This window comes from Peptostreptococcus russellii, from assembly GCF_900110295.1.
GTDB classification, from domain to species: Bacteria; Bacillota; Clostridia; order Peptostreptococcales; family Peptostreptococcaceae; genus Peptostreptococcus; species Peptostreptococcus russellii_A.
This window is the reverse complement of the sequence record NZ_FODF01000004.1, coordinates 75,585-101,160: the sequence shown is the minus strand read 5'-3', so window position 1 is coordinate 101,160 and position 25,576 is coordinate 75,585. Positions and strand designations below refer to the sequence as shown.

General features: G+C 28.4%; 21 protein-coding genes. 17 read left to right on the top strand and 4 right to left on the bottom strand.

Going from position 1 to position 25,576, the window contains the following annotated elements; genetic code table 11:
- Nucleotides 1-108: 108 nt before the first annotated feature.
- The gene (locus tag BMY82_RS03775) at nt 109-1,710 is read right to left on the bottom strand and encodes a solute:sodium symporter family transporter (RefSeq protein WP_091974810.1); all 1,602 of its coding nucleotides are present in this window, start codon (nt 1,708-1,710) and stop codon (nt 109-111) included.
- A 758-nt stretch (nt 1,711-2,468) separates the two neighbouring features.
- Between BMY82_RS03775 and iolG (BMY82_RS03770) the strand changes: the two genes are divergently transcribed.
- The 7 genes from iolG (BMY82_RS03770) (at nt 2,469) to BMY82_RS03740 (ending at nt 9,881) form a co-directional block, all read left to right on the top strand.
- Entirely contained in the window at nt 2,469-3,500 is a 1,032-nt protein-coding gene (gene iolG / locus BMY82_RS03770) for an inositol 2-dehydrogenase (protein WP_091974808.1), read from the top strand.
- A gap of 33 nt (nt 3,501-3,533) precedes the next feature.
- Complete coding sequence (gene iolE, locus BMY82_RS03765; protein ID WP_091974806.1) at nt 3,534-4,436, top strand: myo-inosose-2 dehydratase; 903 nt, start codon at nt 3,534-3,536, stop codon at nt 4,434-4,436.
- Nucleotides 4,437-4,456: 20 nt separating this feature from the next.
- Complete coding sequence (locus BMY82_RS03760; protein WP_091974804.1) at nt 4,457-5,845, top strand: sugar porter family MFS transporter; 1,389 nt, start codon at nt 4,457-4,459, stop codon at nt 5,843-5,845.
- A 30-nt stretch (nt 5,846-5,875) separates the two neighbouring features.
- Nucleotides 5,876-6,904, top strand: a complete 1,029-nt coding sequence (iolG, locus tag BMY82_RS03755; RefSeq protein WP_091974803.1) for an inositol 2-dehydrogenase — start codon at nt 5,876-5,878, stop codon at nt 6,902-6,904.
- A 21-nt stretch (nt 6,905-6,925) separates the two neighbouring features.
- The gene (locus tag BMY82_RS03750) at nt 6,926-7,960 is read left to right on the top strand and encodes a Gfo/Idh/MocA family protein (protein WP_091974801.1); all 1,035 of its coding nucleotides are present in this window, start codon (nt 6,926-6,928) and stop codon (nt 7,958-7,960) included.
- Nucleotides 7,961-8,146: 186 nt separating this feature from the next.
- Nucleotides 8,147-8,605, top strand: coding sequence for a heme-degrading domain-containing protein (locus BMY82_RS03745; protein ID WP_091974799.1), 459 nt, complete (start codon nt 8,147-8,149; stop codon nt 8,603-8,605).
- A gap of 40 nt (nt 8,606-8,645) precedes the next feature.
- A complete protein-coding gene (locus BMY82_RS03740; protein WP_180366722.1) occupies nt 8,646-9,881 on the top strand; it encodes an MFS transporter in 1,236 nt (411 codons plus the stop codon).
- 270 nt (nt 9,882-10,151) lie between these two features.
- Here the strand turns inward: BMY82_RS03740 and BMY82_RS03735 are convergent, their stop codons facing one another.
- From BMY82_RS03735 to BMY82_RS03725, 3 genes are read right to left on the bottom strand one after another with little or no spacing between them, the layout of a single operon-like run.
- Nucleotides 10,152-10,964: a hypothetical protein gene (locus BMY82_RS03735; RefSeq protein WP_091974795.1), complete on the bottom strand. Its 813-nt coding sequence runs from the start codon at nt 10,962-10,964 to the stop codon at nt 10,152-10,154.
- Nucleotides 10,958-11,656, bottom strand: a complete 699-nt coding sequence (locus tag BMY82_RS03730; protein ID WP_091974792.1) for an ABC transporter ATP-binding protein — start codon at nt 11,654-11,656, stop codon at nt 10,958-10,960. The genes BMY82_RS03735 and BMY82_RS03730 overlap by 7 nt, the downstream gene beginning before the upstream one ends.
- The gene (locus tag BMY82_RS03725) at nt 11,649-12,023 is read right to left on the bottom strand and encodes a GntR family transcriptional regulator (protein ID WP_091974790.1); all 375 of its coding nucleotides are present in this window, start codon (nt 12,021-12,023) and stop codon (nt 11,649-11,651) included. Before BMY82_RS03725 ends, BMY82_RS03730 begins: the two co-directional genes overlap by 8 nt.
- 256 nt (nt 12,024-12,279) lie before the next feature.
- Here BMY82_RS03725 and BMY82_RS03720 point away from each other — a divergent pair, with 256 nt between their 5' ends.
- The 10 genes from BMY82_RS03720 (at nt 12,280) to BMY82_RS03675 (ending at nt 24,556) form a co-directional block, all read left to right on the top strand.
- Nucleotides 12,280-12,498 (top strand): YdbC family protein, encoded by a 219-nt coding sequence (locus tag BMY82_RS03720; protein WP_091974788.1) that lies wholly within the window; start codon nt 12,280-12,282, stop codon nt 12,496-12,498.
- Between the two features lie 313 nt (nt 12,499-12,811).
- Complete coding sequence (locus BMY82_RS03715) at nt 12,812-14,626, top strand: oleate hydratase (protein WP_330386667.1); 1,815 nt, start codon at nt 12,812-12,814, stop codon at nt 14,624-14,626.
- A gap of 133 nt (nt 14,627-14,759) precedes the next feature.
- Nucleotides 14,760-16,856: an AAA family ATPase gene (locus tag BMY82_RS03710; protein ID WP_091974785.1), complete on the top strand. Its 2,097-nt coding sequence runs from the start codon at nt 14,760-14,762 to the stop codon at nt 16,854-16,856.
- A 62-nt stretch (nt 16,857-16,918) separates the two neighbouring features.
- Entirely contained in the window at nt 16,919-18,190 is a 1,272-nt protein-coding gene (locus BMY82_RS03705) for a hypothetical protein (RefSeq protein WP_144019715.1), read from the top strand.
- A gap of 17 nt (nt 18,191-18,207) precedes the next feature.
- Nucleotides 18,208-20,163, top strand: a complete 1,956-nt coding sequence (locus tag BMY82_RS03700; protein WP_091974781.1) for a vWA domain-containing protein — start codon at nt 18,208-18,210, stop codon at nt 20,161-20,163.
- Nucleotides 20,164-20,389: 226 nt separating this feature from the next.
- The gene (locus tag BMY82_RS03695) at nt 20,390-20,977 is read left to right on the top strand and encodes a TetR/AcrR family transcriptional regulator (protein WP_091974779.1); all 588 of its coding nucleotides are present in this window, start codon (nt 20,390-20,392) and stop codon (nt 20,975-20,977) included.
- A 33-nt stretch (nt 20,978-21,010) separates the two neighbouring features.
- A complete protein-coding gene (locus BMY82_RS03690) occupies nt 21,011-21,256 on the top strand; it encodes a DUF1653 domain-containing protein (protein WP_091974777.1) in 246 nt (81 codons plus the stop codon).
- Between the two features lie 72 nt (nt 21,257-21,328).
- Nucleotides 21,329-21,829, top strand: coding sequence for an O-acetyl-ADP-ribose deacetylase (locus BMY82_RS03685; RefSeq protein WP_091974775.1), 501 nt, complete (start codon nt 21,329-21,331; stop codon nt 21,827-21,829).
- Between the two features lie 92 nt (nt 21,830-21,921).
- Nucleotides 21,922-22,509: a helix-turn-helix domain-containing protein gene (locus BMY82_RS03680; protein ID WP_091974773.1), complete on the top strand. Its 588-nt coding sequence runs from the start codon at nt 21,922-21,924 to the stop codon at nt 22,507-22,509.
- Nucleotides 22,510-22,972: 463 nt separating this feature from the next.
- The gene (locus BMY82_RS03675; RefSeq protein WP_091974770.1) at nt 22,973-24,556 is read left to right on the top strand and encodes a bifunctional aspartate transaminase/aspartate 4-decarboxylase; all 1,584 of its coding nucleotides are present in this window, start codon (nt 22,973-22,975) and stop codon (nt 24,554-24,556) included.
- The last annotated feature ends 1,020 nt before the right edge of the window (nt 24,557-25,576 follow it).

Here is a 25,576-nt window from a genome sequence, read left to right as displayed (position 1 = left end):
ACAAAAAAATATGAATTAGAATTATAGAAAAGAATTAATATATAGAAAATTAAGAAAAATAAAAGACCTTTTAAATTATATTTAAAAAGGTCTTTTATTTTTATAGAATTAAATCATAGCCGAAATACCAATGGGAGAAAAAAGTAAATACGTAGCTATAACAGTAATCACTACTAGAAGTCCTATACTATATCTATGTTTCCAAGGAGTAAGATCCAAAGCAGTATTTTTTTCTTTGAATTTATTATTGCAATTAGTACATGAAATTTTATTAAACAAAAGCAAAATAAATAAATCTAAAAAGAAAAGAACACTTAAAATATAAAGGAAGTTTATATTTGGAACTAAAATCTTAGAAACACCATAAAGCAAAATATGTATCAAGAAAACATATTTTGCACCCTTTGATGAAAGTTTTTTGCAAAAAAATCCACATAATATAAGTACAAGAAGAGGCATATTATATAGTCCATTAAATTCTTGAACCACTTGATAAAGTCCTTGGGGAAATAAAGATATAGCAGGAGCTATTAGTGTAGCAAGAATACCTATTAAAACTGTAACCTTTTTACCCAATCTTGCAATTTGTTTTGAAGATTTGTTTTTACCCCAAATAGGCTTGTACAGATCAAGTGTAAATAAAGTTGCCGTACTATTTAGGGAACCTACAAAAGAACTTAATATTGCTCCAAATATTATAGCTCCAAATATTCCATATGCCCAAGTAGGTAATATATGAACTAAAAGTGTAGGGTAGGCATCATCTGGGTTTTGTATAGTATTTCCAAAAAGATTGTATGCTATTATTCCAGGTAAAACAAGGAATAATGCTCCGAATATTTTGAAGAATCCGACTAATAAAGCGCCTTTTTGAGCTTCCTTTAGATTTTTACCAGCTAAAGCCTTTTGTATAATCATCTGATTTGTACACCAAAAAAATAAATTATTAAAAAACATTCCAAAAAATAAAGTTGGCCAAGGCACTATATTTGAGTTTATAGCTCCAATTGAATTCAATTTTTCTGGGCTGTGTACTGCTATATATTTTATACCAGATAAGAAATTTCCATGTCCTAAGATAGTCAATCCAATAATTGGTATCGATAGACCACCTATAATAAGTCCAATTCCATAAATAGAATCACTATATGCTCCCAGACTAAGACCACCTATAAATAAATAGATTATTCCGAAGAAACCTATGCAAAAGGAAATAAGTATTATTGCCTGTATATTAGTAATACCAAGGATTTCATTAACTTTGAATATCTTGTTGAAAACAAGAGATCCTGAATAAAGTACTACTGGAAGAAAAGAAGTAATATATGTAAAAATAAATAAAATAGATACAATTCTTTTTGTAGTTGTGTCATATTTAACTTCTATGAAATCTGAAATAGTATTTATACCGTATTTGAAATATCTAGGAAGGAAAACTATTGCAAGAATTACAAGAGTTATTGCAGCTGTAACTTCCCATGCCATTACTTCCATTCCAACTCGGAACGATTGACCGTTTTGACCGACGATTTGTTCGGTAGATAAATTAGTCATAATAATTGTAAATGCAATGGCAAATCCACTTAAGCTATGTCCACCAAGAAAATACCCTTCTTCATCCGAACAATCGATTTTTTTGCTTTTATTATAAGCATATATTGCTATTGATATTACAATAGCAAAAAAAGAAATAATTGAGAAAGCACTCATATAAAACCTCCTAATAGAATACATAATAAATTATTAATTTAAAAAATATAGTTTAAATTATAAAAACTAGAAAATAATGATACTTTTTAAACATAAGACAATCATATATTATCGATATAAAAATGTCAATGTTGAATTTTTTGACAAAAAATATAAATCTGAAAAAAACACAAAATCAAAAAGGAATACGTTTCATAGTCCAAATCCAAGCAAATGAATACTTAAAAAGCAATTAAATTATTCGATTTTTCTAAAAAACAAGCAAAAAAATAAAAAAATATTGTTAAAAAATATTGACAAATATGTAATGGATGGTTTAATATAAAGTTGTGTTTATTAATTAATTAATTAATTATGAGTTGCTATTCGGCTGTAGTTGATTACTTTAATTAGTGGTTTATAGAATAACTGTAACCGGTTTACTAAAAGTTTTTTACTAGATGTACAGGAGTTACTAGATTATTAACTATAAATTCAAGTGAGCTGGTATACTAAAATTAGAAAAGTGTAACCGGTTTACTAAACTGATAGATTTAAACTTAAAAATAATAGAACAAGGTGAAAATCTAAATTTAAATGTTTTTTAATATTTAATATAAGTTGATTTGAAGAATTGTTTATTGTTTTGCAAGTGTAATCGGTTACATTTTCCATATTACAGATGTAATCGGTTACACTAAAGATTAATATTTACAGAAAAGAATTGCTTTAATAATTAATAATAAATAAAAAATTTCGATGAAAATCAGGAGGTAAAAATGAAAAGAAAATTAAAAGCTGGAGTAATAGGTTTAGGAAGAGCAGGTTTTATGCATTTAAGAAATATTTCATCTATGACTGAAATAGAAATAGTTGCAGTTGCAGACATGATGGTAGATAAGCTATCAGAAGAATTAGATCAACTAAATATAACAAAAGATGCTCGTTATTCAGACTATAAGGATTTATTAAAGCAGGATGATGTAGAAGCAGTATTTATATTTACATCAACAAATACACATGAAGAAATAGTTTTAGAAGCTGCAAAACATAAAAAACATATTATGTGTGAAAAGCCTTTAAGTATGAGTCTTGATGAGAAAGATACAATAAATGTACTTAATGTTGTAAAAGAAAACGGTGTTAAATTACAGATGGCATTTAACAGAAGATTTGATCCTCAGTTTAGAAAGACTTATGAAATGGTTAGAGAAGGGAAGATAGGAGATCCTCAAATTGTAAAAATAACTTCAAGGGATCCAGATTTACTTCCTCATGACCTTATCTTGAGAATAGGTACACTTATATTTGACTTTACAATGCATGATTTCGATATGGCTAGATATATGATGGGAAGTGAAGTAGTCGAAGTATATGCAAAAGGAAATACACTTATAGATCCAACTTTAAAAAATATCAACGATGTAGACACTTTAGTAATAATTCTCCAGTTTGCTAATGGTGGATATGCAATTATAGATAATAGCAGAAAAGCTGTGTATGGATATGACCAGAGAGTAGAAGTATTTGGTTCAAAGGGAATGTTAAAGGCTGAAAATTATAGTGCTTCAACAGTAGAATATTACAATGAAAATGCTGTTGAACTTGCTAAGCCACTTCCAATGTTCCAGGTTAGATATACAGATGCATACAAGAATGAAGTAAAGATGTTTGCAAACTCTATACTAAATGATGCGCCAATAGTATGTGTTGGACTAGATGCATTAAAGGCTCAAAGAATAGGTATAGCAGCTCAGAAGTCTTTAGAAACAGGATTGCCTGTAAAAATTGATATAGTTGAAGAAATATAATTTGATTAAATTTTAGATAAAAGAGGTAAAAAAATGTCTTATGAAGTAAAAAATATTAGATACGGTATTGCTCCAATAGGATGGAGAAATGATGATATTCCTGAAATTGGTAAGGAAAATACATATAAACAAATACTTAGTGACGCAAAGATTGCTGGATTTGAAGGTACTGAAATAGGAGGATGTTATCCGACTTCTGCAGAAGAATTAAACAAGGAACTTTCTCTAAGAAATATGAGAATTGCTGCTCAGTGGTTTAGTGGTTTTTTAATTCAAGATGGTTTAGAAAAATCAATTGAGGATTTTACAAAGCATTGTGAATTTCTTCAGTCTGTAGGAGCTGATGTTGCAGTTTATTCTGAACAGACAGCTAGTGTGCAAGGAAAGACTGATGTATGTGTTTATACTCAAAAACCAATATATACAGAAGAAGAATTTAAAATTTTAGCTGAAGGACTAAATGTTCTTGGAGAGATAGCAAATAAACATGATCTAAAGTTATGTTATCATCATCATATGGGTACAGGAGTTCAGACTCTTGAAGAAACAAGAAAGTTAATGAATATGACTGATCCTACAAAAGTATATCTTTTATTTGATACAGGACATATATTTGTATCGGATGGTGAATATATGCCTATGTTAAAAGAGTTTAAGGACAGAATAGCACATGTACATTTTAAGGATGTAAGACCAGAAAAGCTTAAAGAAGCAAAAGCACAGGAAATGAGTTTCCTAGGATCATTTTTACATGGAATGTTTACAGTACCTGGAGATGGTTGCATAGACTATAAAGAAATATATGATTTCCTTTTAGAGATAAATTATTCAGGATGGATAGTTGTAGAAGCAGAACAGGATCCAAAGATTGCAAATCCATTGGAATACGCTATAAAGGGATTTAACTATATGCAGGCATTAAGAAAGTTTATATAAAAAATTAGGAGGATGCTTTAATGTCTTTAGATACAAAATCAAAAAAGAACTTATATCGATTTGTATATATTGCTACTATAGGTAGTTTAATGTTTGGTTTTAATACAGGAGTAATAAATGGAGTCGATCTTTTAATAAAAAGACCGGATCAGTTAGGTGCAACAGCAGCCCAAATAGGTGCAGTTGCAAGTTTATTGACAATAGGTGCAGCATTTGGTGCATGGTTTGGTGGAGCAATCGCAGATAAGATTGGTAGAAAGAAGTTATTACTTCTACTATCTGTATTATTTACAGTTTCAACTTTCGGATGTGCAATAGTGCCAAATATTTCAGTTTTAATATTTGCAAGATTAATATTAGGTTTTGCAGTAGGTGCGGTTTCAGTTACAGTACCAGTTTACCTTGCAGAAATAGCTCCTGCAGAAGAAAGAGGTAAGATTGTTACAATGAATCAGCTTCTTATAGTAACAGGACAGTTTTTAGCATTTGCTTCAAACGGTATTTTAAGTAATATATTTGCAAATAATCCAGCTATATGGAGAGTAATGCTTGGTGTTGCAGTAATACCTTCAGTATTATTATTGCTTCTAGTATTTGTAATACCGGAATCACCAAGATGGTTAGTAGTAAATAATAGACTTGATGAAGCTGAAAGGGTTCTTAAAAAGGTAAGAACAGAAGAGGCTGCAGCTAGAGAAATAAGAGAGCTTAAACAGGTAGCAGTAAGAGAGTCAAAAGAAGAAAAAGCTACAATAGCGGATATTTTTAAAGAACCTTGGCTATTGAGAATTGTACTTATAGGAATAGGTCTTGGACTTGTTCAACAGGTTGTAGGTATCAATATTATGATGTATTACGGTGCAGCTATACTTAAAGATGCAGGATTTAGTCAGACAGTAGCAACTGCAGCTAATGCAGCAATAGGTGTTGTATCTATAATAGGAGCAGCTGTAAGTGTAATGTTCATAAACAAGATAACAAGAAGAAAATTGTTACTAAGTGGTTTAGCTGTAACAACAATATCAATGGGATTAATGACATTAGTTTCTGCAGGAATTATTCCACTTGCATTAGCCGTAAAGCCAGTTGTAGTATTTGTTATGGTTTTAATATTTGTTCTTGTTTTCCAAGGAACAGTAGGACCAATACCATGGCTTGTATTATCTGAAGTATTCCCAAGAAGAATAGGTGGTCTAGCAATGGGTATATGTACTTTCTTCTTATGGATAGGAAATGCTCTTGTAGCTCAGTTATTCCCAATTATGCAGGAGAATATGGGACTAAATGGATCTTTCTTAGTATTCTTTATATGTAATATAATAGGAATCTTATATGTAATTAAGTTCCTTCCAGAAACAAGTGGAAAATCTTTCGAACAACTTGAAGCGGAGTTAAAGAAGGCAGTATAAATATTAGACAGTGTAAAAAGAGGTAATTATATGAAGAAGTTAAAAATAGGCATAGCTGGTCTAGGACGTATGGGTATGACTCATGCAAAAAATATTACAAGATATGTTTCAAACGTAGAAGTAGTTGCAGCTTGTAGTCTAGAAAAAGAACAACTTGAAATAGCCCAAAATGAACTTGGAATAAAGGATGTTTATTTAAGTTTTGAAGAAATGATTGACAATGCTGATATTGACACAGTTGTAATAGCGACACCAACAATAATACACCCAGAACATGCAATTTATGCAATGAAAGCTGGTAAAAATGTATTTTGTGAAAAAGCTTTAAGTATGTCAATGGATGATGAGAAAAATCTAGAAGTTTTAAAAGTTCAAAGAGAAACTGGAGCAAAGGTTCAAATTGGATTCAACAGAAGATTTGACAAAGATTACAGAGATGTATATGAACAGGTTAGAGCAGGCAAGCTTGGCAATCTTGAAATGGTTAAAATTACTTCAAGAGATCCATTTGTAATATCTCATGAACTTATAAAGAGAATAGGCGGTCTTGTATTTGACTTTACAATGCATGATTTCGATATGGCTAGATATATGATGGGCAAAGAAGTCAAGGAAGTAATAGTTAAAGGAAATACGTTGATTGACAAAGGACTTAAAGAACTAAATGATGTTGATACTCTTGTAGCAATACTTGAGTTTGAAGATGGAAGTTTTGCTGTAATAGATAACAGTAGAAGAACAACATTTGGATATGATCAGAGAGTTGAAGTTTTTGGTGAAAAGGGAATGCTTGTAGCTGAAAACGTAAGCGGGTCAAATGTTAAATTCTATGGTGAAGAGGGAACAGTAATGAAAAACCCATATCCAATATTTATGGATAGATATCACAATGCATATGTAAAAGAAATACAGATGTTTGTAGATACTCTACTAAATGGAGGAGAGATACAGTGTAAACTTGAAGATGTTATAAAGGCTCAGAGAATAGCTGTAGCAGCTTTTGAGTCACTTCAAAATAATGGTAGAGCAGTTTCAGTTGACTGTAAAATAGATTTATAGAATATAAATTGGAGGTAAACCATGATAAAAGTTGGTGTAGTAGGTATAGGTAAAATAGGAGAAGATCACTTAAACAGACTTCAAAACAGAGTTTCAGGAGTAGAAGTAGTTGCAGTTTGTGATATAGTTCCTAACAAGGCAAAGGAAGCTTTAAAGAGATTAAATCTTGAGCATATAAAGGATTATGCAGATTACAAGGATTTAGTAAAGGATAGCGAAGTAGAACTAGTTGTTTGTACAGCTAATAACGAAGCTCATGCAGAAATAGCTCTTGAAGCATTAAACAATGGAAAGTATGTATTCGTAGAAAAGCCACTTTCTATGACAGCAGAAGAATGTCAGGCTATAATGGAAGCAGAAGAAAAGAATGGAAAGAGAATGGTTCAGGTAGGATTTATGAGAAGATATGATCCTGGATACCAGCAGTTAAAGAAGTATATAGTTGAAGGAGAAATAGGAGCACCTTTAATGATGCATTGTAGACACTTCAATACATATCTTTCTCAGCCAAAGGACTATGAAAGTGAAAGAGCAATTGTTGAAACATTTATACATGAAATAGAAATAGTACATTGGTTATTAGGTGAAGAATACAAGAATGTAAAGGTATACTTCCCTAAGAGAGCTGATATAACTAAGGAATATAGCAAGGGACTTCAGGATCCACAAGTTATAGTAATAGAAACAGAATCTGGTGTAAATGTAGTTACAGAAGTATTCGTTAATGCTTACGGATATGATATACACTGTGATATAGTGGGTGAACTAGGTATGGCTCAATTACCTGCAGTACCAAGTGTTACTCTAAGTAAGGCTGCAAAGAGAAGTACAGATATATTAACTGATTGGAAAGAAAGATTCATAGCTGCATATGATGTTGAGTTCCAGGATATAGCAGACAGATTAAATTCTGGTAGAGAATTAAATGGGCCTTGTTCTTGGGATGGATATGTTGCAGCTGTAACAGCAGACGCAAGTATTAAATCACAGAAAACTGGTGAAACAGAAGAAATCAAATTAATGGAAAAACCAGAATTCTATAAAAACTTTAAGTAAAATAGCTTTTAAAAAATAAAATTTTTAAATGCTTTTATGTAATTTTAAAATTATAATAAATTAGTTTTAAAAAAGATTTGATAGATAGTTATTATATTGAAAAAATTTAATGAATGGTGATTTTTAGATATTATTATTGAATAATCACCATTCTTATTTTTTGACATTAATTGGGAGAATAAAAATATGAATATACTCGAAGATTTATTAAATGAAGAAAGAGAATTAGTATTTGAAAAGTTCAACAATGACGATGCTTTGAAATTGGGATTGATGATAATAGAATATTCAAAGGCTAATAATATAAGTATGGGTGTTAAGATAGAAAGAAATAGACAAGTTCTTTTTAGTCATCTAATGGATGGAACTTGTTATGAAAATCAGATGTGGTATAACAGAAAGAAAAATGTAGTAGACAGATATTTCCACTCTTCTAAATTTGTAAAAGAAATGTTTTTAAGCAATAATCAGACTTTTTCTGATAATGGATTACTAGATGAAGAATTCTATCAGGCTGAAGGGGGTTCTTTCCCTCTAACAATTAAAGGAACTGGTGTAGTTGGAAGTATTACAGTATGTGGACTTTCTGGAGATGAAGATCATGAAATATGTGTAAAAATGATTAGAGAATTCTTAAATAAGTAATATGAAGGGGTTCACAATAAAAAATATAAAAGTTATCTTGATGATTGTAACATTGGGAGGTTTTTTATTCGGATATAACAGTAGTATAATAAACGGTGCAATTTTAATACTTTCAGAAAGTAGTAGTTTTTATCTAAGTAAATCTGAGGTGGGGATTATTGTATCGATACTTCCCTTGGCTGCAATGATAGGAGCTATTTTATTTGGGAAAATTACTGATTTATTTGGAAGAAAGAAAGTGATAACTTTTATATCATTGATGTTCATTATATCTATTTTAGTTATAAGTGCATCAAACTCTGTTTTTCAGTTGATTTTAGGAAGATTTGGTTTGGGATTTTCAATTGGTGCTATTAATACTGTCGTTCCAATATATATAGCTGAAATTTCAAATGAAAACAATCGTGGTAAAATGGTAATGACAAATCAAGTAATGCTGGTTTTTTCGCAGTTTATTGCATATTTAGTAAATTATATTTTTTACTATTTAAATATCTCTTGGAGATATATGTTTCTAATTGCAATAATACCATCTATTATAATTTTTATTGGATCATTCTTCATTCCAGAAACAGTAAATAAAAGAAATATAAAGAAAGAATATCAAAGACTAAGGAAAGAATTTCACATAATAAGTAAATTTGAAAAAAATAAAAGAAGATTTTCAATTTTTATTCCAGGAATATTATTGGGTATAACACACCAGTTTACAGGTATAAACATTATAATGTATTATAGTTCATATATATTTTCATCTATTGGATTTAAAAATGAAAAAAGTTTTTTTATAAATATAATACTTGGTTTTGTTTCTTTAGTGGGTGTGCTTATAAGTTTTAAAATAATAGAATCTTACGAGAGAAAAACAATATTATTAATAGGTCTTGAAGGGTGTTCAATGTCCTTATTTTTGATTATTCTTTTAAATAGCTTTTTAAATGAAGAAAAATATTATATATATATGGTAGCCTTATTTATAATTGTATTTGTATTCTGTTTTCAGGCATTTGTCGGAGGTGTCATTTGGTTGTTGATATCTGAAATCTTTCCTGAAAAAATACGCGGTATTGGAATGGGATTATCTAGTGCAGCTTTATGGTTTTCAAATTTTTTAAGCAGCCTAATATTTCCCATGATAATAAGTGAATATGGTTTGGGAGTAGCGTTGATCTTATTTTTTACTGTCACAACAATTTCAATACCTTATATCAAATATCTAAAAAATACAAGAGGTATATCTCTAAAAGATTTAGAAAAAGCTACTCTGAATGAGTAGTTAATAATAAATAAAAAGTAGTTAATAATAAATAAAAAGTAGTAATAATAAATAAAAAAGTAGTTAATAAGCAAAAATAGTGATTAATAAGTAAAATTAAATTAAAGCAAAGGTTAAATAATAGGCATATAAGATCGGAAAAGTTGTTTAATATAAAAAGCCTATTACTAACAGCATCAATAGAATATATCTACTGATGCTGTTTTTTATTTTTTAATATTTGATTAAAAAAATATGCGACATAGTTGATTTAACTATGTCGCATTAGTATTATTCAAGATTAAGTTTGTTTTTCATCATGTAGTCAATAGCTATCCATGCAAGAATTGTAAAGATTAGTGATATAACACTAGAAAGTAAAAATGTACTATTAAAGAAAGTGTTAACAGCATTAATTATAATTACAGGATCATTGGTTGCCACACTAGGTGGTGTCTTACCTACAGTATGATTAAGAATAAGGTTTGATACACCTGATTCAACTGCACTAAGAACAAAGTAAGTAACGAAACCATAAATATACTTGTGGTTTATACATTGTTTTAAGTGGGCTACTGAAATAGAAAAATAAATAAAAATTGTAGCTGATACAGTTGAAACTATAAATACTAAAATAAAGTTAATTATTGTTAAAGTAACATTTATTTCAGATGAACTTATTACCTTCATAGCATCGTTTATAAATTGACTAAAATTCAATATATTTATTTTAGATAGATTAGGAGTAAGTAAAAGCAAAATAGCAAGTCCTAATACTATGGTAGATAAAAATGAATATATTAAAATAGTTATAGCCTTAGAAGCAATAATCTGGTTTGATGTTACAGGTAAAGTGTTTGTAAGATATCCCTCTTCGCCATATACGGAAGAAGAAAATCTTTTAACGGTAACGTAGATATTTATAAACATAAATAACAATGTTACAGATGTAAGTAAAATTATCATGATCAATGATATAACAGAGTCCGATGTTTTAGGTACAGTAAATCCATTTAAAAGAAATACAAGTAAAAGTGCAACATATATAGGTAGGAAATACCTAGAACAAGCTTTAAATTCGTGTTTTATTAATTTACCTAGCATTTAAATACCTCCTTAAATAGGGCGTCTACTGATTTGCCTTTTTCCATTCTTAGGTTATCAGTATTTTCATGTATAACAATTTTTCCATTACTTAGGAATGCTACTTCATCGCAAATACTTTCTATTTCAGAAATTAAGTGGGTAACTATTATTAGAGTAGAACCTTCAGGGAAATTGTTAATTATGGTTTTTAAAATATAGGCTCTAGCAGCAGGGTCAACTCCACCAATTGGCTCGTCAAGAACGTATATTTTAGCATGTCTTGACATTACAAGTGCTAGTTGAACTTTTTCCTTAGATCCCTTTGAAAGATTCTTTATTTTTGAGTTGGTGTCTATTTCCAAATCTTCAAGTATTTCATGAACTTTATCAATATCAAAGTCTTCATAAAAATCTTCAAAGTATTCTATGATGTCTTTCACCTTCATCCAATCGTTAATATAAGTTTTTTCAGGCAAATAAGAAATTATTTTTTTTGTTTCTACACCAGGTTCGAGACCTGCAATATGAACGCTACCAGAGTCGGCTTTTAAAAGTCCATTAATTATTTTTATAAGTGTAGACTTACCACTTGCATTTGGTCCAAGAAGACCTACTATTTTTCCTGAATCAATATTTAAATTTAAGTTTTTAAGTACTTCTTTTTTACCATATGACTTTGATAAATTATTTATTTCTATAATACTATTCATTTATATTTTCCTCCTTTAACAAATTTTTTAGTGAAGAATAGATTTCTTCCTTTGAATAACCTTGAGAATAAAGTTTCTCGAGCATATTTCTTATTTCTACGTCAATCTGTCTTTCTCTAATTAAATTAATAAGTTTTTTGTCATCTGTTACAAATTTTCCAACGGCTCTTTTTGAGTAAATTAGACCTGTTGATTCAAGGTCAGAAAGTGCTCTTTGAACTGTATTTGGATTTACCTCATACATTTCAGCATAAGATCTTACAGATTCCAATTTTTCTCCAGGAGATAGTTCACCTGAAATTATTTGATTTCTTATAAATTCTGTAATTTGAATATATATAGGTAAATTAGTATTAAATTCGATCATGATTTCCTCCTTTCAAAAAGAATATATCACTATATTTGATGTATTACTGTATTAATTGATTAATACAATGATACAATGATACAGAATTTTTGTCAACAGTTAATTAAAAAATATATTATTTTAATATGGTAAAAGTATTTAGTAAAATATAAAAATCTTGGAACTTGAGAGGTGATATTTTAATATAAAAATTTCTTCATAAGAGTTTAAAATAATGATATAATATCTGTAATTGATTATTTGAAGGGAGCAAAAAATGGCTATAAAATATGAAATAACTGAGAATTTAGGAACATTGTCAAAGTCTCCAAAGGGGTGGACAAAGGAATTTAATTTGGTTAGCTGGAATGATAGAGAAGCAAAATTTGATTTAAGAGAGTGGAGTGAAGATCATAGCAAGATGAGTAAGGGGGTAACTCTTACAAAAGAAGAGCTAGTAGAATTGAAGGAAATACTGAATAATCTAGATATATAAGAGTTTATATTATATAGAAGAAATTTTAAAAAATATAGAAATATCTAAATGAAAACATCGCTTATTTAGCGATGTTTTTTTGTTATAATATTTAGAATGAAAAACAATAAGGACAACAATGATATTAGATAAATATAATAGTTTGTCGTGAATATAGGCAAATAGCCTAATATGTCTAATGAATATTCTGATAATAAGGGTTATTATAGAGTTAACAGTAGATATAGATTTTTTAATCTATAATAAATCTTATTTAAATAAGGTTTAAAATTTTATAGTCGATGCAAATAAGTATTATTAGATTTAGTATTTTATGGAAGGCAGGCGTTATTTTATGAAACTTGAAACTTATGATGAAAGATTAACTTTAACAAACGGAAGTTATCATGCACTTGTGAATACTAGAAAGCCAAAGGGAATTGAAAACAAGAGTGCCTATTTAGTAGGTACAGGTATAGCATCACTTGCAGCAGGATGTTTCCTAATAAGAGATGCTCATATGGATGGAAGCAAAATTACTTTCCTAGAGCAGTTAGATTTGCCAGGTGGTTCACTAGATGGAGAGTTTAGAGAAAATATTGGCTATGTTGCAAGAGGCGGAAGAGAAATGGGACAGCATTTCGAATGTTTATGGAGTTTATTTAGCTCTCTTCAATCTGTAGAAGACCCTAATATGACAGTATTAGACCATCTATATTATACAAACTATGACGACCCAAATTCAAGTAATTGTCGTATTACAAAGAACAGAGGGGAAAGACATGACAATGGTAAGTTTAATTTAGGAGAGAAATTAGCTACAGAGCTAGCAACATTTGTGAGCTTGTCAGATGAAGAACTAGAGAATAAATCAATAGAAGAATTTTTCTCAGAAGAACTTTTAAATACTGATTTTTGGACTTTCTGGAGAACTATGTTTGCCTTTGAAAATTGGCATAGTGCATTGGAAATGAAGATGTATATGAATAGATTTATACATCATGTAGCAGGACTTCCAGATTTATCTGCTCTTCAATTTACTCGCCATGACCAATTTACATCTATGGTTACTCCTATGATTAACTATTTGAAAGAACATGGAGCTAAGATTGAGTATGGAGTAACAGTTGATAATGTTGAATTTGATATATCAGATAAAAAGAAAGTAGCTAAGAAAATACATGGATATTATAAAGATGGTAAAGAATTGTCTATTGATTTGACAGAAGATGACTTGGTATTTATTACAAATGGATCTATAACAGAAGGTTCAGGTTATGGAGATGATAATACGCCTGCTGAATTTAATAAAGAACAAGGTGGTTGCTGGGAATTATGGAAAAATATAGCAGCACAGTGTGATGAATTTGGGCATCCTGAAGTATTCTGTGGTGATACAGAAAAAACAAATTGGGAATCTTGTACAGTAACATGCCACGATGAGAGAGTTCCTAAATATATAGAAAAAATTATAAAAAGATCACCATATGGTGGTAAAACTGCAACTGGTGGAATAGTAACTGCAATGGATTCTTCTTGGTTGATGAGCTGGACAATAAATCGCCAGGAACAGTATTATGGACAGCCAAAAGAAGATATTGTAGTTTGGTTATATGGACTATTTACTGATATAGAGGGCGACTATATAAAGAAGGCACTTAGAGATTGTACAGGTAAAGAAATTACTAAGGAATGGTTGTATCATATAGGTGTTCCAGAAGAAGAAATAGAAGAACTTGCAAAATCTTGTACAGCTATACCGGTAATGATGCCTTATATTACTGCTCAATTTATGCCTAGACAAATGGGAGATAGACCTTTTGTAGTTCCAAAAGATGCAGTCAACTTTGCATTTTTAGGTCAGTTTGCAGAAACATTAGACAAACCGGGAAGAGATACTGTATTTACAATTGAGTACTCAGGAAGAACAGCAATGGAAGCTGTATATGTTCTTACAGGAGTAGAAAAGGGTGTTCCAGAGGTTTATGCATCAAGATATGATATAAGATATCTTTTAAATGCGGTAAGTAGTTTGTTAGATGGTGAAAAACCTCATCTGCCTTTATCTCCTATAGCAAAGCTTAAATTGAAAAAGAAGCTTGCAGGAACTGACTTGGAGTTGTTATTAAAGCAATTTAATATAATCTAATTTTCAATTTGAAATTGTAAAGCAAAGCTAAAATCCCGACCTTAATCGGGATTTTGGCATTTTTTAACTAAAAAACAGTTAGCATTAAATCTTATATTTTTAACATCACTGTAGGAGAAATGAGAGGGAAAATATGAAGAAAATAAAAAATGAAAAAAGAATTGTTTTAACTGACGAATTAAGAGAAAAATATAAAGAAAATCTACGAGAAGAACTCTATTTAAAAGAAAATAAAGAAGAGTATTTAAAAAATGAAGGTGAGTTTTTTAATAAGTTTAGAAGAAAAGAAAAATGTGAAAATAAATTGGAAAGAGATTTTCCAAATAGCGATGATGATGTATTTGATAAATATATGGAATTTATAAAATTAGAGGAGAAAGAAATAGAAGATAAAGTAAATAGAATAAACAATTTAATAGACTATGAAAGGTTTTTTCTAAACTGGGAAAGAAGGTTAATAACCAAGTATGATAAAAATAAAAGTTATAATAGTAATTCAGCTACAAGATATAGAGTAGATCAAATAAAGAGATTGGAAGATGAAAAAAGTATAATCTTAAACTCATCTAGTGTGGCAAAAGACTATTATAATAAGAAAAAAATACTATTGGATATAGAAAATCAAAATAATGGAAAACTTATAAATGTAGATTATGTAGATGAAGCAAAGAAAAAAATAAAAAAGGCTTTAATAAATGGAAATCCAATAAATATCTTTGGACATTTAGGAAGTGGAAAAACAGCTATAGCAACAGAAGCGGCAGTAGAATACGCAGTAGAAAGAAAAATTCAGAGCTATCTAGAATTATCTATGGAAACATGGTATATTGAACATATAGATGCTGATTTTGAGGAGATGATAGAAAACTTTTCTTCATTTAACAGTTATATAAAAAAGTACTATAAAAACATTCTAAATAATCCTCTAGATAGCCAGTGGCAAGAACTTCAGCCTCTTTTCATATCAGGCTCCCATAATCTAACTTATGAAGATATGTTTGTTGAAAAAACTTTGAAATTAGAAAATACTTTTTCAGTAGATTCATTAGAAAATCATTTAAAAACAATTGCTATAAGTTTCAATAATTGGATATTAGATCATAAAAATGAGCTAAAAGAAATGTCAGATGAAGAAGCAATCAATGCCAAAATAGAGATTTGGAAAAGCCTTTCAGATATTCTAGTTGCTCAAAATAGTTCCTTTGGAACGGAAATCAAAAAAATAGAGAAGGAAATTTTAATTGCACTTAGACAAGGTAGAGTAGTGATAATAGATGAGTTAAATGCTATAGCTATGTCCAATCTTATTGCTTTAAATGATATTTTACAGAAGAAAAGAGGAGAATATGTTTATGTTACAGGTGTAGGAGCTGTAAAAATAGAGGATGGTTTTGCTATTATAGGAACTGGAAACTTGTCAAATAGTACTGTAAATTATGAAGGAACAAATGAACTTAATCCTGCTTTTAAGTCTAGGTTTATAAATATGGAATATAACTATCTTCCACAGAACTTGACAGGTGAATACAATAATCAAAGTGATTTATATGAAAATCAATTATTTAGAGTAATAATCACACGACTATTAGATCTAGATGGAAGTCTTAGAATACCTTATCCACAGAGAAGTATAGATGAACTCTTTAGATTTGCCCAACTTTCTAGATTGACACAAAATGTTTTTATGGGAAAGTGGAGAGATAGCCAAGACGGTGAGAGAGATATTGTAGACATAGAACTTAGGGAGAGTGTTCTTTCAATAAGAAATATAATGAGAGTTTTAGATGAATGGAATTTAGGTGAAGAAAAAGATTTTTCAAAAGCTTTATGGGATGCTTTTATTAGTTCAATTACATCTCCTGAAGATCAAAATTATATTTTATCACAAGCTATAAGATTTGGTTTTTTCAACAGCTCTGAAGGTTGGAATAATGAATTGAGATATTCTTGGGACTATACTCTATCATTTGAAGATATAAGAAAAGAAAAGTATACATATACTAGACCAAAACTTGAAATATTAAGCATAATAGATGTAGGAGAGTTAATATATGGAAAATATTCTGGAGAAGATAGAAAACTTATGGATTATCTTGACTTAAACATTTCCAGCAATGAAAAAAATATAAATGCTGATGAATATATAGAGTATGATAAAAAAATAAGGAACTTGGAAAGTTCTTCAGAAATTATAGACTATATATTTAATAATTCTAAAAAGGATAACTAGTTATAAAAATCAAATCTTAAATTAGATACAAATTTTAAGAGAAGGGATGGATTTTATTAAATATGCTGACGAAAAATAAGAATATTTTGGAGAAATTGGCAAATGAAAATAAATATGATAGCTGGGAAAAAGATTTAGGAAAAAAGGACAGCGAAGATTTAAAAGAGGATATAAAAAGTTATAAAAAATATGTAAAGCTTTTAAGAGAACAGCTTGAAAAAGGTATGTCTAGCGGAAGTATAAAGAAGGATTTAGATGAAAAGATAAAAGCTGTAAAAGAGATAGAGTCAAATATTGTGGAAAAGATTATTCCTATACATAGAAAAGAAAATATAGAAGAAACCCCATTTTACCTTAAGAGGTTGGATCATGTAGGAAGTTACGAAATATCTGGAATTGTAAATGAAACGGAATATTTAGGTGATTTTATTTTTGTATCCACTACTTCAGATGGAGAGGTGGCTATTTATAAATTAGATAAGGACGAAAAAACAATAAAATGGATTCATCTAGAAAAGTTAGAAATATCTGCTATAAGCAGTATGTTTAAAATATCTAAAAATCAAGTGATTATTTTAGGTGTAAGTGGTGAAGTTTTTTTGTGTAAGTTAGATTTTGATGAAAAAGAATTAGGAAATAGTAAAATATATGTTGAAAAAATTTCATCTAAATATGATGAATATGGATTTGATATGGTCAGGAGAATATCCAAGAATTATTTTGCTAGAAGAATAGGGGAAAAAGAAATTGAAATATTTGAAATAGATCTTTCTAATAGAAAGATAGTCAATAAAAGAAAAGTATTAATGAAACATACAATAGCAGATTATATAGCTTTAGATGAAGAAAGAATACTTATAGGAGATAAAACAGGAAATCTTTTTATAGTATCTAATAACTTTGAAAGAATAAGTACAATTTATGAAGATAGTGATTCTTTAAGAAAAATAATAGGGATGGTAAAAACAGAGTCTAAAAATATATCTTATATTTGGGTATTTCTATCTGACGGAGGTTTTTTATATTATTCTTTAAAAGGGGATAGATTAGATTTTATAGATAAAATTGAAGTAGACGACAAGGTGTTCTTTGCAAGCTCAGATAATGAAACAGCCTTTATTCTAAGTGATTCAGGTAAAAACTATATTTTAGAAGAAAATAATGGTAAATTTTATCTTAATAAAAAAGCAGTAGAAAACTTTTATGCAGATTCATTTAGTATTGGTGAGTTTGAACATATACTATTTGATGTTGATGGAAATGTTGATATTATTACAATAGATAGGATAAATACAGCAGAGAAACTTTACAATAGTAATTTTATAAAAAAATAGAGTGTGGTGATCTTCTTATGAAGCTTGAAAATACAAAATTATTAGATGACAATAGTCATTTAATGAAAGATTACAATAAAACGATAGAAGATGCTAAAGAAAACTTAGAAGTTTTTTTAGAAAAAAACAAGAAGAATTTAGTTAGTTATACACTTGATTCGAGTATTCTTTATTTAGCAGATGAAAATGCAGAAAAATTTATATTTAGACCAGCTAAATCAACTCTATATTTGCCATTGACAGTTTTTGTGGAAAAAGAGATTAGCGAAAATCAAATATTATGGCAGATATATTTTTCCTTGGCACTTTATCCAGATTGGAAGAAAAATATATATTTATATAAAAATAGAGAACAGTCTTGGAAAAAAGAAATAGAATCGATTTCTATGTATATATTGAAAGAAATAGAAAATGCTGGCTTGGAAAATGATGAAGCTTATAAAAGAAGTAATATATATAATTATGTCAAAGAAGAAATTATGAGTTTTCTATATAATATAGACTCTTTTGCTTCGGCGATTAGAGTAGGTGAAAGTTGTCCTATATATAGAAGTAAATATGCTAGAGAAGAAATAGAAAGATATAATAAAAAAATGGGTAAAAAGTATGAAAAATTGAAATATCTGCCTAAACATAGGGTTTTTTCTAATTCATTTTTTATTAAATATATTTATGGTATGGACCCTGAAATAGATAGTAAAAATAATCCTTATAAAAATAAAATTTTTGATAAAGATTATTTTGATTTTATTGAGCAAGAGTTTAAAAAAATATTTGTGAATTATTTAGGTATAGAAAAAAGAGATGAATTTACAAAGACATTTATATATCCATATTTTAAGGACTTATGGATAGAAGAAATAGGGGAGAGTAACTTTTATAGTTCAAAAGAAAAGAAAGAAAAAAATACCAAAGCCGATTCAACAGAAAAGGATAAATATAAAGAGGCAAATCCTGACGATATAGGAATTAATAAAAAAGAGCATGAGGAAATAATAGAAGAAATTTATAATATAAAGAAGACTGAGGATATTTCTAATAAAGATTTACAGATTGATGCTAATTTATCCCTAGTCAATAAACATGAAAATGATGTATTTAAATATTATAAAAATATAAGTAAAAAAGAACGGGATGACATGAAAAAAGTTTGGAAAATGATTATTGGACATGCTCAAAAAGAAAAGAATATAAAAAAATATATGCAAATTAGTGGTAAGTTAGACGTAAATAGTTTTATTAATAGATATCCAGATTATGTTGAAGCAGAAAGAAAAGGAAGTTATAAGAATCTAAAAATATTTAGTAGATATGAATTGGAAAAGGAAAAAAATAGACTTCCAGAAAATATAGAGATAAGTTTTTTAATAGATAATTCAGGGTCAATGAATAGTGAGAAAATAGACTATGCAAGAAGGGCTATTACAGTAGCGCTACTATCATTAGAGGATTTTTCAGACTATATAAAAGTGCATGCAAGTTCTATGAATCAAAAAATATCTGTTGAAACAGAAACCTTTTTTTTCGGCAGTGGATATAAAAAAATAAAAGAATTTAATGATACTAGAGGCAAAAAAGAGGCAAATATTATTAAATCCATAGTGAAAATAGACGGTTCTTCTGGCGCTACTGACGATGCAAGTTGCTTAAAGGAAATTAATGAAAGTATAAATTTAAAAGAAGAAAATCTTATAAAAAGAGGCAAGTTAATTAAAATGGTATTTGAAATAACAGATGGTGCATCTGGATTTCCAGGTTTAGCTAAAAAAGAAGTGAAATCTATGGAGGAAAAGGGAGTTTTGATCTACGGTATACAAATAGGAAAAGTTACTGAAAGCAGCAAAAAAACATTTGATTATATATGGAATGGCGATGAAAAAAGAGGGATAAGCTTAGGTGAAGATATAGAAAAACTTCCAAAAACGCTTTTAAAACTTATAAGTAAGAATATAGAATTTATTTTAAATGGATAGATAATAAAAAATATAAATGAAAATATAATATATATATAATTTAAGAAGAGTGTATTTTTATATGGCTTAATTTTTTTAGTATGTAAGAGATAAATAATAATTGACCTATATGCTATAATAATTAATAATAAGAAATTGAAAATATAGACTATCTAGTATTAGTAGAAATTAAAAATATACTTTTTTATTTACAAAGGTAGATAAAATATTATTAGGGAGTGATTTTTTGGTTCAGCCATATACAAAAGCAATAATAAGAGAAAAGTTCATTTATATGTTAAATGAAAAGCCTATGAATAAGATAACTGTTAAAGAACTTGCTGAAAGATGTGATATAAATCGAAATACATTTTATTATCATTATACAGATATCTATGAATTATTATCTGAGCTTTTTCATATAGAGTTAGAAAAGGTAATAGATGAATATAATGACACGCTTTCTTGGGAAGAAAGCTTTATAATGGCAGCAGATTTTGCAGTAGATAATAAAAAGGCAATATATCACATATATAACTCTATGCAAAGAGAAGAATTGGTAGATTATATCTATAGTGTTGCAGGAAGTATAATGAATAACTATGTTAGAAGAATAAGCAAAGATATAGATTCATATGAGTACGATAGAGTATTAATATCATCTTTCTATCAGTGTGCACTTACAGAGATGGTTTTGAGGTGGATTGCTACAGGAATGAAAGAAGATCCAGAAGAAATTGTTGGAAGAATAGGAAAGCTTTTTGACGGCAATATAGAATTATCGCTAAAAAGAAGTGAAGCTCTTAAAATGAATGAAGGTTCAAGTAAATTTTAGTCTATAAAATATAAAGTAATAAAGGGGTATTGTATGGAAGAGAGAAGTTTAAAGATAGGCGGGCTGTATAGGCATTTTAAAGGAAAGCTTTACTATGTAAAAGATATTGCAGTTCATAGTGAAACAGGAGAAAAGTATGTAGTATATCAACAATTATATGGTGAATTGAAAACATATATAAGACCATATGAGATGTTTTTAAGTGAAGTGGATAGAGAAAAGTATCCTAGTGAAAAACAAAAGTGGAGATTTGAACTTCAGGATGGGTATAGTAAATAATTTAAAAAGTGATAAAAAATGAACATTATATATTATTAAAAAATCTAAAATAATTAAAAAGAAGGTGCAGATATGTCTTTAAAAATAGTAAAAGGTGATATAACACTTCTCGAAGTAGATGCAATTGTTAATGCAGCAAATACATCTCTTTTAGGTGGAGGTGGAGTAGACGGTGCAATACATAGAGCTGCTGGACCAAAGCTTCTTGAAGAATGTAGAACTCTTAATGGTTGTGAAACGGGAGAAGCAAAAATAACCGATGCTTATAATCTTCCATCAAAAAAAGTAATACATACAGTAGGTCCAATATGGAGAGCTGGTAATTTTGGTGAAGAAAAACTTTTAAGAAGTTGTTACAGAAATTCTTTAAATCTTGCAAAGGAAAACAATATTAAAAGCTTGGCTTTTCCTCTAATTTCAGCAGGTGTTTATGGATATCCTAAAAAAGAGGCTATTAAGATTGCTATTGAAGAAATAGAAAAGTTTTTGAAAGAAAATGAAATGGAAGTTTATTTAGTGATTTTTGATAGTGAAACATACAAAATGGCAGAAAGTATAAAGATGAATAAATAAAATAAAAGTAAAAGTCTACCCTTCGTGGATTGTTCCTGATTAAGTATAGCTTTATAATCAATATAGATACTTAACTTGAGAAGGAGAAAAAAATGGATTGTTCAAAAACAGGGAAGTTAATAGCACAATTGAGAAAAGAAAATAAATTTACACAGCAGAATCTAGCAGATGCTCTTGGTATAAGTAATAAGACAGTTTCGAAATGGGAGTGTGGCTTAGGATTTCCAGACGCTTCACTTTGGGCTGATTTGTCACAAATTTTAGGAGTAGATATTGTTCAAATTATGGAGGGTGAAATAACACCAAACAGACCGGATATAGGAAATATTAATAGAGTTAAATTTTATGTATGTCCCAAGTGTTCAAATGCTCTTATAAGTACAGGTAGTTCTACGATCTATTGTTGTGGTAAAAAACTAGAAGCAGCTAAAAGTCAATGGGATATAGAGGAAAATGAGTATACTGTAGAGAAAATGGATTTGGATTATTATTTTAAGATAAATCACCCTATGGAAAAGAATAATTATATATTATTTTTTGCATATGTGAAAAACGATAGAGTCTTTTTCTACAGAATGTATCCTGAACAGGCTCCAGAAATTAGATTTCCACAGAGTAGGGGAGGAAAGCTATATATTTATAGTCTTGAAAAAGGACTGTCAAAAGCTATAAAGCTATAAAAAAGAGAATTTTAATAAGAAATACTAACTACTGCTTTTGTGTTTTATAAGACATAGCATTAAGTGTGAGCAAAATAAAATATGCTCTCTATCTAGTTGGATAGGGAGCTTCTTTTATGGTTAAAAAAATAAAAATCTTAATAAAAATCAAAAAAACAATAGAAATAGTTTAATACAGCTTACTTTTATGCTTTTTTACCGGTGATATAATTATTATTTTGAAGTGAAAAAGAGATATAAAGGAAAACCGATTAATTAATTAAAACGCTTTCCTAATAATGCTATGTATAAACAAGAATTTATCTAAATTCATATAAAAAAAGACTTATTTCAACTTATATGTTAGAATTGAGTTGTACAAGAATTAAAATTTTATTTTAATAAATTCTATTAATTATGGAGATATTTTCCAAAATTATAGATATTTTTGTTATGTTTTTATCAACAAATAAGGAGGCTTTTTATGAAAGATATAGGATATGAGAAAAAACTTGAAAAACTGGGAGCTTTTGAAGTAAGTAGCAATATGCTTAAAATAGCAAAGAACAACGATAAAAATAATACAATACTCAACGCAGGTAGAGGTAATCCAAACTGGATAAATACTCAGGCACGTTTAGCTTTTGCTAGATTGATTCAATGGGGTGTTGATGAAAGTAAAAGAACAATAGATTTTGAAAATATGGCAGGTTATACAGAAAAAGATGGTATATACGATAGATTCTGCCAATATATGAAAAATGATGATGAAGTAGATGACTTTTTAAGAAAGGCAGTTGCTTATTGTATAGATGAACTTGGTCTTGAAAAAGATGAACTGATAAAGGAAATAACTGACGGAGTTATCGGAAACAATTATCCAGTTCCAAGTAGATGTTTAAAGAACATAGAGATTATATTAAATGATTATTTAGAGTCAATTTTATATAATGGCGTAGATTTAAAGAATGAAACAGTAGTTTTTCCAGTAGAAGGTGGAACTGCTGCAATGTGCGATATATTAAATTCGTTAAAGCATAATGGACTTGTAAATAAGGGTGATAAAATAGCAATGAATACACCGATATTTACACCATATATTCAGATACCTCGTCTTACAGGATTTAGTATGGTTGAAATAAATCTTAGATCAAAAGAAGAAAATAATTGGCATATGGAGCCAGAACAAATAGATAAATTGCTAGATCCAGAAATAAAGGCATTTTTTATTGTTAATCCATCAAATCCAGCCTCACAGGCAATATCAGATGAAATTTTAGATAGACTTGCAGAAATACTAGAAAAAAGAAAAGATTTAATAATAGTAACAGATGATGTTTATGGTACTTTTGTAGATGGTTTTAGAACTATTTACAGTATAGCTCCTCATAATACTATACTTGTATACTCTTATTCAAAATTGTATGGAGTTACAGGTTGGAGAACTGGTCTTATAGCAATGCATAAGGAAAACGTATGCGACAGACTTATAAAGGAGCTTCCTGAACAGAAGAAAAATGACCTTATTTATGATTATTCAATTGTAAGTACAGATCCAGAAAAAATGCCATTTATAGATAGAATGTGTGCAGATAGTAGAAATATAGGTTTATATCACACAAGTGGTCTATCTACACCACAGCAAATATTTATGGCTCTTATGTCTCTGACTCATCTAGTAGTTAAAAATGATGATAAATATATAAAGAAATCAAAAGAAATAGTTTCATCAAGATATCATGACTTGATGTCAACTTTAGGATTAGAAGAAAACAATTATTCTTATAATGCTAAGTATTACAGTCTTATAAATATATATGATATAGCAGAGAGAGTTTACGATAAGGAATTTTCAGAATGGATGAGAAATAATTTTGAAGAAATAGATTTTCTAACTAGGTTATCTTCTGAAAATGGAGCTGTGTTAATGGGTGGAGTAGGATTCTCTGCAGAAAAGGGAACTGTTAGAGTATCTCAGGCAAACCTACCTGACAAAGATTATAAGGAATTAGCAGAAAGAATACTAAATATATTAGAAGGCTATCATAAAGAATACATGAATAGATAGTAAAAATTAAAATATTTAGCAACTTCTAAGCAAACTTATCTTTTGTACTTATACCTATATAAAATTCCACTTAAACAAGTATAAAAGAAATTTAAATTAGAAGTCCATTAATAAGAAGCAAATTTAAAAATAGAATAATTAGAATACAACTTAAAGAGGTGTTAATAGTAAGAATTCATATTTTATATGTGTGAATAAACTTGTTGTTAACACCTTTTTTATAATATTTATAAATTTAGAGATTAACAATAAAAATGTTGTATTATTGTGCTTTTATAAATTTTTATGCTTTTATAAAAAATAATATATATTTTTCAAAAAATATAATTATGAATATAAGTCTATACACAAATTTAAAGAAAACAGAAAGAAAAAATGGTTAATAATTTAATATAAAAAAGAAAAAATATGGGAAATAAAAAAGTTAAAAATATGCTAAAAAAATTATACATAAATTGTATAATAAGACAAAAAATAAACATTGTGTTTAAAGAAATTTAGTAAAATTCGGAAAACTTTAAAAAAATGGTGTTTTTTTGTAGAAAATTATGATAATTTATTGTATAATAAGGTAACGAGAAAGGCAGTATTTCATACAGTGGATTTAAAAAATAAAAAATTTCCTATATCTGAAGTAAAAAACAAAAGTAAAAAAGTCATTTTCAAGAAATTTACTTTTAAAAAGTCGTTCTATTTAGGTAATTATTAATAAAATAATATTTTTTATAATTTATTTTTCTAACTTTAAGATTTCCAAAGACTATATATATTATTTTAAAAATAAATTTAAACTTATTTATTTTAAATAATGTTAAATGTTTTCAAATTAAATAATAGTTGAAAAATATACTTGCTGATTTATTTGTGTATTATTGTGGATATTTCAGAAAGAATAGGTAAATGGAGTAAATTCTATCTGAATATTCTGTATTTTAATATTTAAAGAGGCGACTTATTAGGTGATTAAAAAGTACACTCAAGCAGTAAAGATAACTTTCTCTTATTTTGCTTTGGCTTTAC